Annotated in this window: 15 protein-coding genes; 11 read left to right on the forward strand and 4 right to left on the reverse strand. The window is 61.1% G+C overall.

What is annotated here, in order from left to right:
- The first annotated feature begins 229 nt into the window (after positions 1-229).
- The gene (locus AC1DON_RS00640; protein ID WP_476932797.1) at positions 230-2,485 is read left to right on the forward strand and encodes an alpha/beta hydrolase family protein; all 2,256 of its coding nucleotides are present in this window, start codon (positions 230-232) and stop codon (positions 2,483-2,485) included.
- Positions 2,486-2,849: 364 nt separating this feature from the next.
- Here AC1DON_RS00640 and AC1DON_RS00645 read toward each other — a convergent pair whose 3' ends face one another.
- Positions 2,850-3,251, reverse strand: a complete 402-nt coding sequence (locus AC1DON_RS00645; RefSeq protein ID WP_476932798.1) for a hypothetical protein — start codon at positions 3,249-3,251, stop codon at positions 2,850-2,852.
- A 338-nt stretch (positions 3,252-3,589) separates the two neighbouring features.
- On the opposite strand from AC1DON_RS00645, the gene AC1DON_RS00650 reads away from it, so the two are divergent.
- Positions 3,590-3,826, forward strand: coding sequence for a hypothetical protein (locus AC1DON_RS00650; RefSeq protein ID WP_476932799.1), 237 nt, complete (start codon positions 3,590-3,592; stop codon positions 3,824-3,826).
- A 462-nt stretch (positions 3,827-4,288) separates the two neighbouring features.
- Positions 4,289-5,893, forward strand: a complete 1,605-nt coding sequence (locus tag AC1DON_RS00655; protein WP_476932800.1) for a peptide chain release factor 3 — start codon at positions 4,289-4,291, stop codon at positions 5,891-5,893.
- Positions 5,894-5,915: 22 nt separating this feature from the next.
- On the opposite strand, the gene AC1DON_RS00660 is transcribed toward AC1DON_RS00655, so the two are convergent.
- The 3 genes from AC1DON_RS00660 to AC1DON_RS00670 all read right to left on the reverse strand — a co-directional run bounded on the left by AC1DON_RS00660 (position 5,916) and on the right by AC1DON_RS00670 (position 6,946).
- Positions 5,916-6,098: a hypothetical protein gene (locus AC1DON_RS00660; RefSeq protein ID WP_476932801.1), complete on the reverse strand. Its 183-nt coding sequence runs from the start codon at positions 6,096-6,098 to the stop codon at positions 5,916-5,918.
- 100 nt (positions 6,099-6,198) lie between these two features.
- Positions 6,199-6,624, reverse strand: a complete 426-nt coding sequence (locus AC1DON_RS00665; RefSeq protein WP_476933460.1) for an MAPEG family protein — start codon at positions 6,622-6,624, stop codon at positions 6,199-6,201.
- A gap of 7 nt (positions 6,625-6,631) precedes the next feature.
- Entirely contained in the window at positions 6,632-6,946 is a 315-nt protein-coding gene (locus AC1DON_RS00670) for a DUF8200 family protein (RefSeq protein ID WP_476932802.1), read from the reverse strand.
- 113 nt (positions 6,947-7,059) lie between these two features.
- On the opposite strand from AC1DON_RS00670, the gene AC1DON_RS00675 reads away from it, so the two are divergent.
- From AC1DON_RS00675 to AC1DON_RS00710, 8 genes are all read left to right on the forward strand, one after another.
- A complete protein-coding gene (locus AC1DON_RS00675) occupies positions 7,060-7,680 on the forward strand; it encodes a TetR/AcrR family transcriptional regulator (protein WP_476932803.1) in 621 nt (206 codons plus the stop codon).
- Between the two features lie 295 nt (positions 7,681-7,975).
- Positions 7,976-8,569, forward strand: a complete 594-nt coding sequence (locus AC1DON_RS00680; protein WP_476932804.1) for a TerD family protein — start codon at positions 7,976-7,978, stop codon at positions 8,567-8,569.
- Positions 8,570-8,620: 51 nt separating this feature from the next.
- Positions 8,621-9,787 carry a TerD family protein gene (locus tag AC1DON_RS00685; protein WP_476932805.1) on the forward strand — a complete coding sequence of 389 codons (1,167 nt, stop codon included), beginning with the start codon at positions 8,621-8,623 and terminating at the stop codon, positions 9,785-9,787.
- Positions 9,788-9,807: 20 nt separating this feature from the next.
- Positions 9,808-10,932, forward strand: coding sequence for a DUF475 domain-containing protein (locus tag AC1DON_RS00690; protein ID WP_476932806.1), 1,125 nt, complete (start codon positions 9,808-9,810; stop codon positions 10,930-10,932).
- Between the two features lie 84 nt (positions 10,933-11,016).
- Positions 11,017-11,589, forward strand: a complete 573-nt coding sequence (locus AC1DON_RS00695; protein ID WP_476932807.1) for a TerD family protein — start codon at positions 11,017-11,019, stop codon at positions 11,587-11,589.
- Between the two features lie 16 nt (positions 11,590-11,605).
- On the forward strand, positions 11,606-12,187 hold the full coding sequence (locus AC1DON_RS00700; protein ID WP_476932808.1) for a TerD family protein: 582 nt from the start codon (positions 11,606-11,608) through the stop codon (positions 12,185-12,187).
- Positions 12,188-12,189: 2 nt separating this feature from the next.
- On the forward strand, positions 12,190-13,191 hold the full coding sequence (locus AC1DON_RS00705; RefSeq protein ID WP_476932809.1) for an ATP-grasp domain-containing protein: 1,002 nt from the start codon (positions 12,190-12,192) through the stop codon (positions 13,189-13,191).
- The gene (locus AC1DON_RS00710; RefSeq protein WP_476932810.1) at positions 13,191-14,285 is read left to right on the forward strand and encodes a S1C family serine protease; all 1,095 of its coding nucleotides are present in this window, start codon (positions 13,191-13,193) and stop codon (positions 14,283-14,285) included. The genes AC1DON_RS00705 and AC1DON_RS00710 overlap by 1 nt, the downstream gene beginning before the upstream one ends.
- The last annotated feature ends 1 nt before the right edge of the window (position 14,286 follow it).

Raw genomic sequence — 14,286 nt, forward strand, 5'->3', positions numbered from 1 at the left:
TCATGAGCGGCATGAGGCCGGTCTGAGTTTTTGCTGAAAAGGGTTGCCCTGCGTGTAGGGTGGCCAACGAAGGTGTCGCGTCCGGACGCGAGCTCATGCAAATGGCGCCAGGTATTCGCGCAGAAGATGGCGCAATCTCATATGTTAGGATTGATGTTGCGGCGGATTGCCAAGCCTTCGCGGCTATGTTTCATTGATTAAAACAAAACGCATAAGTTGGGGGAAGACCATGAGACTCATCTGCAGTCTGTTGACAGTAGCGCTTGCCTTAATGGTGGTGCCCGTCATGGGGTACGCCCAGAACGACGGGCCGGTCGTCATCAAGGGCGCCAAGCGCGTCAGGCCGGCGCCGGATGCGCCGCTGCCGGCGCTCGACATGTTCGTTAAACAGGCGCGGATGGAACGCGTCGCCCTGTCGGCCGACGGCAGCCAGGTCGCCTTCACCACCCATGTCGACGGCAGCCACCTGTTGGCGCTGTACGACGTCGCCACCGGCGCCAGACGTGCGATCAAGCTTCAGGAAGAGCCGTTGTCGTCGATCCGTTTTGTCGACAACGACCACCTGATGATCGCGCACACCCACACCGGGTTGCGCAGTACCTGCGCCAACGGCACCAACCAGCAGGCGCAGAACGGTTTTAACTCGATGGTCCAGCGCCCCAATGTTGATCTCAAGACCCCAAATGCGGGGCCGGGGTCGGGCGTGGCCGCGGTCGAAGCGGCCCTGGCCTTCTCAGCGCTTAGCCGGCTCAAGTCGCCTAGCTGCGTGAACTACGGCGTGATCGCGACCAGCGCGATTGTCGTCGTCGATCTCAAGGCCGAGACGGCCACCCAGATTGGCTTCGGCTTGAGCGAATATCATCATGCGGCGCTGAATATTCCCGAGACGGTGACCGCGAACGGCAAGTCGCAACTGTTGGGAGGCTTCCTGGAACTGCGCGGCCAGTCGATGAAGGACCAGCCGACCCAGCGCGCCTATCTGTGGCAGGTGGATCCCGTTACTGGCGCCGGCAAGATGATCGACGACGGTGGCGGCGACCTCGACCGCGAGTTTCGCTTTCCCGACGACTGGCTGATCGGTCCTGACGGCGCCGTCCTGGCGCGCACCGTCTATCAGTATGATACCCAGACGTTCTCCATTCAGGCCAGGGATGGCCAGGACAGGAAGAACAAGACGAAATGGAAGCCCGTACTGTCGCGTAAGGTCGCGCACAATCTTGATGCCTTCGCGCCGCAAATGGCGGGTCTGGGCCGCGATGGCCGATCAATCTTGATCATCGACCGCGATGCAGCCGGCATCTATCGCTATTATGAACTGTCGCTGGACGGCAAACTGTCCGAGGCGCTCAACCCGGGCGATGCCACGACCGACCGGCCGATCTTCCATCCGCAGACCCGGCGGTTGGCGGGCTTCGTAAGCCAGCAGGAAAGCCCCGCCTATACCCTCTTTGATGCCGGACTGGCCAAGGTCCACGCCGCCGCGCGTGACGCCGCGCCCGGCCAGGCCGTTCGCGTCGTGGCCATGGCCGCCGACCCGCGTAAGCTCATCATCTCGACGCATGGTGATGTCGAGGCCGGCAACTACTACTATCTCAACCTGATCGACGGCAGTTTTGTCGATCTCGGCAATGACCACGCTGCCGTGCCGGCCGAATGGATCGCGCGTCAGTCGGTGGTCAGCTACAAGAGCCGCGACGGGCTCGACATCCAGGCCGTGCTCACCCTGCCGTCCAGGCTGCAGTCCGAGAACCTGCCGGTCGTTGTCTTGCCGCATGATGGGCCCTACGGTCACGACAAGCTGGAATTCAACTGGCTGGCCCAGTCGATTGCCTCACGCGGTTTTGCCGTGCTTCAGCCCAATTATCGCGGCTCGAATAATGCCGGTCCGGCCTTTACGGCTGCCGGCGACGGGCAGTGGACCGGCAAGATGCTCGATGATATGGCCGATGGCGTTCGCTACCTCGCCGACGAGGGCATAGGCGACGCCAAGCGTGCTTGTATCGTTGGCGCCGGCTATGGGGGATATGCCGCGCTGGCGGGGGCTGTGGCAGGCGACGGCGTCTATCGCTGCGCCGTGTCGATCGGCGGCATCGCGGATGTGTCAGCCTATCGCGATTGGTTCATGCAGAACCAGCCGCGCATAAATCCGGATGACTTCGGTGGTCTTGAGCCCGACATCGCCTGGCCACGGGCTTTCAAGGCGGCAGACAATTCCAGCGACCGGCTGAAGCGCCAGCTCGGCGCGAGCGACCTGGCGGCCATGTCGCCGGTGACGAAGGCGGAACGGGCAGTGCCGACCCTGGTGGTGCATCCGGAAGCCGACAAGGACGTACCGCCGCAGCAAAGCCGCCTCATGCGCGACGCGGGCAAGGGGCGCATCCAGTACCTGCAGATGACGGACTGCGACCACAGCCTGACGACTGAAGCCTGCCGGCTTCAAGCCGCCCAGGCGGTCACCGATTTCCTGGTGAAATATAACCCTTGACTCTCGAGCGACATGCGAAAAGTGTCAGCGGTTTTCGCCTTAAATATCTCGACAAAACAAAAATTTAGATCGGCATGACGCTTCCACTTAAAATCATGCCGATCTAGCGCCGCCGACGCTTCGCACGATTTCGCTCACGCACCGTTCTTTCATTGTAACGGAAGTTGAAAGCGAAACGAGTTGAAAGCCTTTGATATTTGCTGCGGCGCACCATATAGTGAGGGTGTTCGGCGCTTTTGCGCTGATTGCCCTTCCTGGGCGTTTCCTCCCTGTAAACTTTAGCCGCGCTGTTTAGCGCGGCTTTTTTTTGGTGGGTAGGTGAGGATGAAACCGGCAGACGTGATACGCTGCGTTGGGTAACGCCTTAAGTAACGTAGGCTACGTCATCGGACAGATGCAGATCGGCGATCGTGCCGGTCACCGACCAGGCATTGGCCTCTTCCCTGGGCGCCGCCTGGTCCTGTGAGGAAATCCAGCGGACAGCGCTATGGAAGTCGGAAAAGTGGCAGATGGCGCGGCTGGGGACCGACGGCGATACCGACGGGGTGCGCACCTTGTCGAGCGGATTGCAACTGACGACGGCCAGCTTGGAGCGGGGCGTGCCCACAGGCACCATGGCATGCCAGCGGCGGCCCATCTCTTCGATATAGTCTTCGGAAATCTGCCCGTCGAAACGGCGAAAATCCATGATCCGGTTATAGGTCCAGGGCTTGTCGACGCGGCTATAAGCTTCGAACAGGCGATCGACAAATTCAGCACTGGGCATAAGGCCGATCACGCGTACCGTCAGTACGCGCCGCTCGTGATCTACAAAGACTTTGAAGCGGTAGGGTTCCATGTGTCCGGGCTGAAAACCTTAGAGTGTATCGCTGTAAGACCGTGTTATCCCACAACGCAATTAATACCCCGCTAAGGCACAAGGTAAACGCGAACCGTTTTCACTTTTATCCACGCCTTTCCAGCGGCGGCCTGTTAACCGCATCGTCCTTTTATGATCGAGCTGGGAATAATGCCGTCTGTGTCCGGAGGGATGACCTCGCCGGCGGCTACGGCGAGAAGCGCCAGCAGCGGCCAGTCTTTTTCATAAAATCATCGGAGGGTGTCATGGCGCACACCGGTATCGACCAGCGGGCCGCAGACATTGTGCGCCGGCTGAGGGAAGGTGATCTGGCTCTGGAGGAAGCGCGTGCGCAGTTGCGTCGCGAACTGGTTCCGGATGCGACACCGGTTGCTGAGGCCCTTTCGGACAACGCCCTGGCGGCCGTCTGCGCGCACAATATCACCGAAGGCGAGGCTGTGGAGGACATTGTGACCGCGGTGGCGCTTTGCGATGCCAGCTAGATCAGGTCGGATGGCTAGTACGTGGCAGAGGTTCGGCCTGCGGTGGCCGGCCGGGCAGCGGCCTGGGAGGCACGTCACGCAGGGGCGCGCCATACCACGCCAGATGCGTAGGTTTGAACACCGCATAACTGTCATGCGGCTCAAGGATAGACACGCTCATCACCGATTGTCTCTCGTTCGGTTAAGGTTAATGGGCATGGCGCCTTTTCACGAATGAAATTCGCTGGCACTGGCTTTTACGATGCCACGGTCTTTGGTTAACGCAAGTCACAGCCCCGTGTGCCGGATGAAAACCGCTCACACATCCTGTCCCCCTCGCTAGTTCGGTGTGATTTAAGTGGAAATATCATACCGATCTAAGTTTTTGTTTTGTCAAGATATTTAAGGTGAAAACCGCTTACACTTTTCGCCATATCGCTCTAGCCTTTGACATTTGCCGCCCCAAGCCTTACCTCCGCCGCCATGTCAAAGACCCCCGCTACCGAAGCGCCCCGCCGCCGAACCTTCGCCATCATCTCGCACCCGGACGCCGGTAAGACGACGCTGACCGAACACCTGCTGCTGGCGGGCGGATCGATCCGCGCCGCCGGCCAGGTGCGGGCGCGCGGCGAAAACCGCCGGACACGCTCCGACTGGATGAAGATTGAACGCGAACGCGGCATCTCGGTGTCGTCGTCCGTGATGACGTTCGAGTACGGCGACCTTTTGTTCAACCTGCTCGATACGCCAGGCCACGAAGACTTCTCGGAAGATACCTATCGTACCCTGACCGCCGCCGACGCTGCCGTCATGGTGCTCGACGCCGCCAAGGGTATCGAGCCGCAGACCCTGAAGCTGTTCGAGGTCTGCCGCCTGCGCGACATCCCCATTCTGACCTTCATCAACAAGTTCGACCGCGAGGCCGAAGATCCCATGGCCCTGCTGGACGAGGTGGCGGCCAAGCTGCAACTCGATCCGTCGCCGCTCTATTGGCCAGCCGGTTCGGGCAATCGCTTCCGCGGCATGGTCGAGCTGAAAAGCGGCCTGTTCTATCCGTTCACCAAGCGCGATTCCGGCGCCGAATACGACCAGGGCCATGAAGACCCGGCGCCGCTGAAGGACGCCGTGGCAAAAGGCTGGCTCAGCCAGGCAGAACTGGATGAGTTGTCCGAGACCGCCGAACTGATCGAGGGCGGCTTCAAGGCGTTCGACAAGGAGTCCTTCCTGGAAGGCCATATGACCCCGGTCATCTTCGGGTCGGCCCTGCGTCACTACGGGGTGAATCAACTGTTGAGTGCGCTTGGCGCCTATGCGCCGCCGCCCAAGCCGGTCAAGGCCGAGAAGGCCGGCGCCGACATGCAGGTCGATCCGGCCGACAAGGAAGTCACCGGCTTCATCTTCAAGGTCCAGGCCAATATGGACCCGAATCATCGCGACCGCATCGCCATGCTGAAGCTGACCTCGGGCAAGTTCGAACGCGGCATGAAGCTTAAAGTGCAGAACACCGGCAAGCAGCTGTCGGTCAATGCGCCGATCATGTTCTTCGCTTCGGACCGCGAGCTGGCCGAGGAGGCCTTTGGTGGAGACGTTATCGGCATTCCAAACCACGGCGTGCTGCGCGTAGGGGACAGCCTGTCGGAAAGCGGCACGGTTCGCTTCCAGGGCCTGCCGAACTTCGCGCCGGAAATCCTGCAGCGCGTGCGCGTCAAGGACCCGCTCAAGGCCAAGCACCTGAAAAAGGCGCTGGAATCGCTGGCGGAAGAGGGCGTAACCCAGCTGTTCCGTCCGGCCATCGGTGCGGACTTTATTGTCGGCGCCGTCGGCCAGCTCCAGTTCGAAGTCATGGCCGATCGTCTCGGCAATGAATATGGCCTGGACTGCGTCTTCGAGCCGTCGCCGTTCTCAGAAGCGCGCTGGCTGGCGGGTGATCCGGCCAAGATCGAGGACTTTGCCGGCAAGTACCGCTCGGCCATGGGCACGGACCTCGACGAGGCGCCGGTCTTCCTCGGCAAATCGGCATGGGAAATCAACTACGTCTCGGAACGTTTTCCGGACGTGAGTTTCCAGAGGACGAAAGAGCGGGGCTAAAAGCGCCGCCTATAGAGGAAATTTAGGCGCTCTTGGCCTGAAGGCTTTCGAGCGCCTTCTTGGCTGCCAGCTGCGCGTCGGCAAACTTGCCGGCCACGCCACCGGTGACGGCGGTGCCGCCTGCCTTGGGCCAGATTTTCCACTCGGTGGTCTTCGGGCCGCGCGGGTAGAATTTGATTTCGTATTCAGAGGAGTCGTTTTGCATGACGGGCCTCCTATCAGTATTCTTGTAAAAATCCAAACCGGACATTCTTGCGCCGGTTTATTGGCTCGGTCCATACAGCATGCCAGGAGACGTAAAGGGGCTAGCCCGCCAGCAGGCTGAGCCCTGCCCGTACAATCATCACGCCGAGTGCGACCCACGACAGCGAGAAGATCGTAAAGCGCAGCAGGATAATGTTCACAGTCGCCTGGACGGCCGAATGGACATAACGCAATCCGACATAGGCCCACGCGCACCACAGGTGCCCAAGGTCGGCCTTGCCGAGCACGACAATGACGATCGCCACGGCGTAGAAGACCGTCGGTGCTTCGGCAAGGTGGTTATGGTTGTCCGCCACATTGCGCGCCCATTTCGGCAGGCTTTCGCGGCCGCCGGGCCTTGCCAGTTTGTTGGCGCTCATCTGCATGGCGACCATGGCGGGGATACGCGTGGCGTAAAGCGCGATCACCATGACCAGGTGCAGGAAGGCCAGCGCGATGACGCTGGCCAATATCCCCGTGGCCGGCACCAAGGCTTTAAGCCTTGGCCTTGGTGTTGCAGACGGCCAGTTCGGATTCGTTCAGGGCACGGCCGCGCCAGTTGAAGCTTGTGACCGCGCCGGTCACCGCCACCACCCGCTTGCAGCTGCGCAGCGCCGGCATGTCATCGACAAAGCCCGAACGGCAGGTTGCGCCGTCGCAGTTCCAGCGGGCGCCATCGATAATGTATTCGTTTTGCGCGGTAGGTTGCTGTAACGTCAACTCGGCCGACTCCGTGCGGGCAAAAGCGCTCAGCGGCGTCAAAGCCGCAGCGGTCGCAAGTGCCAGCATGGCAAGGCGGGAAATGGTCATTGTGTCACCCTCATGTTTGTTTTGTACTTATCGGTACAAAATAAATGCAGGATGGGGGTGTGTGTCAAGAAATTTTGTGCAATATGGTACAAAAAGAAGAAAGTGATGTGACAATGCCAGCGTCCGCTGCCCCGAAACTGCGTGGCCGCCCCAAGGCCTACGACCGCGACGCGGCATTGAAAGCCATGCGCCAGGTGTTCTGGACCAAGGGATTTTCGGCAACATCGCTTGACGACATGAGTGCCGCGACCGGCATGAACCGGCCCAGCCTCTACAATGCCTTCGGTGACAAGACGGAGGCCTTCCGCGCTGTGCTCAAGGACTATATCGACGACGCGCGGCCGCTGTACATGGCGGCATTTCGCGCGCCGGCGCCGCTGCGCGAAAGTCTGATGAAGGTTTATGAAACGTCGATCGCCATCTATCACAACCCCGAAGCGCAAGGGATGGGCTGCTTCATGATCGGCGCGGCGTTGACGGACGTGAAGCGCGACCCTGAGGTGGGCGAGATGATCCTGGGCGCGCTCAAGGATATGGAGGCGGGCTTTATCCGCCGTTTCGAAAAGGCACGCGACGCGGGCGAGTTGGCGGCGGATGCCGATATCAAGGCTTTGGCGCGCATTGCGTCGTCGGGGCATAGCACGATCTCGGTCCGCATGCGCGCCGGCGAAGGCATCGATGATATTCGCCAGTACCTGACCGAGATGGTCGACGTTATGGTGCGCAGCCAGTAGAACGCTGCACCGACACAGCGGAATTCCGCAGCGGAACGTCATTTCGCTCTGGCGGCACGTCTGCGGCTTTGTAATTAAAAGCATTTTTGTCAACAAGGCCTGCAACCTATTCGGCTTGTCCAGCCGTGCAATCTATGTTTACTGTCGCGGCCCAAGGGCTATGCCCGCTGCCGGCGGTTGTACGGATTTCGTCAGGATCAAGGCATTGCGTCGGGCCGGCGTGATCCATGAGCCGGATGCCGGACATATACTGTCCCGCTGCCAGGGAAAGCCCGTTGCCAAGGAAAGGATGAGTATGAGTATTTCTCTGCAGAAAAACGCGTCTGTCAGCCTGAAAAAGGAAGGCGGCGAGGGACTTACCAGCATCACCCTGGGCGTTGGCTGGGACGTCGCGGCCAAGAGCGGCGGCCTGCTGGGCGGCCTGTTCGGCGGCGGCGGCGATAACAGCATCGATCTGGATGCATCGTGCATTGCCTTCGACGGCAATCGTCAGGTAGTGGACACGGTCTGGTTCCAGCAGTTGCTCAGCCGCGACGGCTCGATCCGCCACAGCGGCGACAACCTGACCGGTGATGGCGACGGCGACGACGAGACTATCTCGATCGACCTTACGCGTCTGCCGGCGCAGATCGAGACCCTGGTCTTCACGGTCAACAGCTTCCGCGGTCAGACCTTCGACAAGGTCAAGAACGCCTTTTCGCGCGTCGTCGACAGCCGCGCCCGCAAGGAACTGGCGCGCTACGACATCACCGAAAGCGGCCCGCACACCGGCGTTGTCCTGGCCATCGTCAAGCGCGATGGCGGTGAGTGGACTTTCAAGGCGATCGGCGAGCGCACCACCGCCCGCACGGTGAAGGACATCACCACGCTGGCGGCCCAGCTGATCTAAACCCATTAAAACGAGGAGGGCAGCGCTCTCCTCGTTTTCCAAGGATGATGCATGCAGTTGCAGCAAGGCGAGAAGCGTAGCCTGGCCGATTTCGGGCTGGGCGCGCTATGCAAGGTCAGGGTTGATTTCGGTCTCGATGGCGCGGATATCGCCGCCTTCGGGCTCAACAAGGACCGCAAGATCGGCGACGACCGTTATGTCGTCCTGTTCTCCAATACGCGTTCGCCCGAAGGGGCGATCACCCTGTCACCATCGGCCGGGACAGCGGTGTTCGAGCTGGAGCTGGACAAGCTTCCCGACAGTATCGACCGGATCGTCTTCACCGCAACGCACGACAGCCGCCCGATCGGCGACTCCAAGCCGCTGCTGGTTACGCTCGGCGATAACCTGGCGACCTTCGACGTCGCCAAGTGCCTGAGCAACGAGAAGGCCGTCATGCTGGCCGAGGTCTATCGCCACAGTTCGGGCTGGCGCATTGGAACCATCGCGGCCGGGTTCGCCGGCGGCCTGGGCAGCCTGATCGCGCATTTCGGCGGCGAAGTCGCCGACACGCCGCCTGCCGCGCCAACACCGCCTCCGCCGCCGGCTCCATCAAATCCGTCTTCCGGGCCGATCAGCCTGAAGAAGGTGACGCTGGAAAAGAGCAGCCCGCGCGTCAGCCTGCAGAAGACCGCCGAAGGGTTCGGCGAAATCACCCTCAATCTCAACTGGAGCCGCCAGGAACAGAAGAGCGGGCTATTTGGCGGAGGCGGCAAGAATATCGACCTCGACCTCGGCGTCCTGTTCGAACTCGATGACGGTTACAAGGGCTGCATCCAGGCGCTGGGCGGCAATTTCGGGTCGTTCGATCGCGAGCCCTTTATCCAGCTGTCGGGCGACGACCGGACCGGTGCGGTCACGACCGGCGAAACCATCCGCGTCAATGGCCGCCACTTCGACAAGATCCGCCGGATCGGCGTCTTCGCGCTGATCTATGACGGCGTGCCCAATTGGCAGCAGACCGACGGCGTCGTGCGCATGACCATGCCCGGCCAGCCGGAAATCGAGGTGCGCCTTGAGGAAGGTCGCAACAATACCCGCCTGTGCGGCATCGCTGTCATCAACAATGTGAATGGCAATATCCAAGTGGATCGCCATATCCAGTATTATCGTGACCAGAAGGGCTTTGCCGACGACATCGGCATCATCCTGCAATGGGTCGCGGGTCGAAAGAATTAAGGCGAAAGAACTAAACACGCATGAAAAACTTTTATGGATCGATCGTCTTTAGCGTCGTTTCGCTGATCCTGGCGGGCGTGCTGGGCTACTCGCAGGGGGGCATCAACACGGCGCTGCAACTGGTGTTCCTGGCCTGCGTACTGGGCGTCATGGAAACCTCGCTCAGCCTCGACAACGCCGTCGTCAACGCCTCGATCCTCAAGGACATGGATCCGGTGTGGCAACGCCGCTTCCTGACCTGGGGCATCATCATTGCCGTCTTCGGCATGCGGATCATCTTCCCGATCCTGATCGTGTCGATCTCGGCCATGGTGACACCGTGGGAGGCGACGCGCATCGCCATCATGGACCACGCGCGCTATGAAGCCATCGTCACCAGCGCCCATATCGGTATTTCAGGCTTTGGCGGCGCCTTCCTGATGCTGGTCGGGCTCAACTTCTTCTTCGATGACGAACGTGAGCACCACTGGCTGGGCTTTATCGAACGCCCGCTGGCGGCGCTGTCGAAGATCCCGTTCGCGCCCTATATCGTGACGGCCGTGCTGATCGGCGGCCTGTCCTTCCTGCTGCATGGCGAAGAACAAAAAACCTTCCTGATCGCCGGCCTGTCGGGTGTCGGAACCTTCTGGGCTGTACAAAGCTTCGGCGACTGGATCGGCGGTGACAAGGACGCCACCGGTGCCGTCGTGCGCACCGGCGCCGGCGCCTTCATCTATCTCGAATTCCTCGATGCCTCCTTCTCGTTCGACGGTGTCATCGGGGCGTTCGCCATCACCAATGACATCATCCTGATCGCGCTTGGCCTCGGCATCGGCGCCATGTTCGTGCGTTCGATGACGATTGCGTTGGTGCGTGGTGGCCACCTGTCAGAGTTCCGCTTCCTGGAGGCGGGGGCCTTCTATGCCATCATCGCCCTGGCAACGATCATGCTGCTGAGCATTGAACTGCATATCCCCGAAGCCGTTACAGGCCTGATCGGCGCCATCATTATCGGCGTTTCGCTGTGGGTGTCGATCGACCACAAGAAGCGCTTCCCCGAGGAATATGCCGAGGACGGCGATGCCCAGGTCATCCTGCCGACCGGCGAAGTCATCTCCAACCAGCATACCCGTCCTGTCGCCGAAGAAGCGCCGCGCAGGGATTAGTACCGCATACTCAATGGAACGCCCAAAGGCGGAGGGCGCACCATCCCGACACGACCTCCGCCAAGATGAAAAGGAATATTCGATATGGCAATTTCGCTTTCCAAAGGTGGCAATGTCAGCCTGAGCAAGGAAGACCCTTCGCTCGACGAAATCATCGTCGGCCTGGGGTGGGACGTCCGCGCCACTGACGGCACCGACTTCGACCTCGACGCCTCGGCCTTCCTGCTGAAGACCGACGGCAAGGTGCGCAGCGACGGCGATTTCGTTTTCTACAACAACAAGGCCGTGCCGGGCGTCGAACACCTGGGCGACAACCGCACCGGCGCCGGCGAAGGCGACGATGAGCAGGTCAAGGTGACGCTGAGCAAGGTGCCGGCGGACATCGACAAGGTCTCGATCGTCGTCACCATCCATGACGGCGAAACCCGCCGCCAGAGCTTCGGCCAGGTTGCCAATGCCTTTATCCGCCTGGTCAACCAGAAGACCAATGTCGAGATCGTGCGCTACGACCTGTCTGAGGACGCTTCGGTCGAGACGGCCATGATCCTGGGTGAAGTCTATCGCCACAATGCAGAATGGAAGTTCCGCGCCGTCGGCCAGGGCTTCAAGGGCGGCCTCGGCCCGCTGGCCACCAATTTCGGCGTCAATGTAGGCTGATCGGGAATCTAGAAAAATGGCAGTATCACTCGTAAAGGGCGGCAATGTCTCGCTGTCGAAGGACAATCCCGGCTTGACCTCGGTCACGGTCGGCCTGGGCTGGGACGTCCGCAAAACGGACGGTGCGGCCTTCGACCTCGACGCTTCGGCCTTTGTCGTCGGCGACGACGGCAAGGTCCTGAGCGACGGCCACTTCGTCTTCTACAACAACAAGACCTCGCCGGACGGCGCCGTGATCTATGGCGGCGACAACCGGACGGGGGATGGCGCCGGCGATGACGAAACCGTCAAGGTCGACTTCTCGAAGCTGCCGGCCAACGCCAAGAAGGTGACGATCGCCGTGACCATCTACGAAGGCCAGCAGCGCCGCCAGAACTTCGGTTCGGTGCAGAACGCCTATGCCCGCGTGATCAACCAGGCCGACGGCAAGGAACTGGCGCGTTACGACCTGTCCGAAGACAGCAGCACCAATGCCGCCATGGTCTTCGTCGAGCTGTATCGCGGTCCGCAAGGCGACATCAAGGTCAAGGCGATCGGCGAAGGCTGGGAAAGCGGTCTGGCAGGCCTGGCGTCTGCCATGGGCGTCAACCTGGCCTGATCATGCGCATCTGGTTCAATCGCGGTTTTTCCCTGGCCAGCATTTCTCAGGCCATGATGTCTGCGGAACCAGGACTCGAAATCTATGCCAGCGTCGCCAGGGGCAAGCCGCAACATTCCGGCCCGGTGGAAACCTGGGTGGAACCGGAAACGGACCCTGGCAGTTATCTGAAATGGGTCCAGGACAAGGTGGCGGAAAATGCCATAGACGTCCTGATCCCGACCCATTACCGAAACACATTGCGCGATGCCGACCTTGCATGCCGCGTCGAGTTTCCGGGCAGCCAGGAGGTCCTCAAGCTGCTTGAGGACAAGTACCGCTTTGCCGGGGACCTCAAGGATGCCGAGTTCCACTTAGATACCGAACTGGTAACGTCGAGCGGCCAGTTGGAAGAGGCGATCGCTACCTTTGGCGCCCGTTTCGGTGAGAACGCCATTCCGTGCGTCAAACCCCGCAATGGCGTCAACGGCTTCGGCTTCTGGAAGCTGATCCCCGACAAGCCGATGGCGCATCTCGAAAATCCGGATGCCCGTGAAATCAAAGCCGATCTGTACCTGGCCGCGCTCCGCCAGCAGGAAGCCAGCAAGCCGTTTCGCGATATGGTGCTGATGGAATATCTGCCAGGACCCGAGGTTTCATTTGATATCCTGGCCCATCACGGGCGGATGTTGCGCTATGCGGCGCGGACCAAGCTGGCGACCGGCAAACAGCGTATCCAGACCGAACATCCTTTGAGCGCCTATGCTGGCCAACTGGTCGAACGCTATGCGCTGAATGGCGTGGTCAATGTCCAGTTCCGCAAGCATACCGACGGAAGCTGGAAGGTGCTTGAGATCAATGCGCGTCCGGCCGGCGGCGTAGTCTATGCCGAAGCGGTGGGCGCGGGTATCCTGTCCGGCTGGGCTGGACTACTTACAGGGCGTTTAAACGCAGGTGCGCTGGAGGGGACGATGATTGACACCGAGATCAGCTTTGAAACCGCCGTCCAGCGATTGGCGTCCTGATGTTGACGCCGTCACCCGGCCAGCGGCTTCAGGTCTCCAAGGACGGGGACTGGGCCGTCAGCATCCATGGCCGCGACGCCGAACGCGTCGTCGTCTGCGCGGTCGGGGCTGATGGCGTCGTCATTCCTTTTGCCGAAGACGCCAACCAGCGTTGGGTGGCGCCTGCGCCACTGATCCGCGACGGGGCGCTGGAGATCATCGCCTATATCACCGACGACCGCAGCGGCGGCTTCGTCAACGCCGCCTATCCGATCCACGTCGATATCAACGGGCAGGCCCACAGCTTTCCGGCGCCGGACGAACAACTGGCCGCGGTCATCCTGGCCGAAATCTACGCCAAGGACGGCGTGTGGCGCGCCAAGGTCGCCAATGAGGGCTTCACCTTTGGCATCGACGCCTATGCCCGCGCCCGCAATCTCAAGCATACCGACTTCCCGCAACGGCCGCGCAGCGAAGGGGCACCTTCACGGCCACCGCGCGGCGCGACGGCCTCAGGCAGCGGTGTGCTGATCGCGCCCGGCCTGGTCGTCACCAATGCCCACGTTATCGAAGACGGCACGGCGTTGGAACTGGGCCGCAGCCGCAACAAGCTCCGGCCCGTGGCCGCCGACCTCATCCACGACCTGGCGCTGCTGGAAGGCGAAGTGGAAGGCGAGCCCATGGCCTTGCGCCACGGCGCGCCGCTGTGGCTGGGCGAAAGCGTATTGGCGGCCGGCTACCCATTGATGGATGTACTGGGGACCGACCTTAAGGTCACCACAGGCAATATCTCGGGTCTGACCGGCAGCAGTGGCGACGTCTCGCGCTTTCAGTTCACGGCGCCGATTGGCTCAGGCTCATCTGGTGGCGCGGTAATCGACGAATTTGGCAACCTGGTTGGCATCGTGTCGGCGTCGCTGGCGCACGGCAATATGCGTGAACGCGGCTCGATTTCGGAGAATGTCAACTTTGCTATCCGCGCCGGCATGGTCTACGAGATGGTCGCGGCCGCCGGCTTCCCGGTGCCGGAGGCCAAGCCCTCGCTGAATTCCGACCGCAGGGACGTCGTCCAGCGCCTGCGCAAGTCCGTCGTCAGCATTATTGTTCATTTCTAGG

It is taken from the genome of Asticcacaulis sp. P4_H10 (assembly GCF_056400965.1).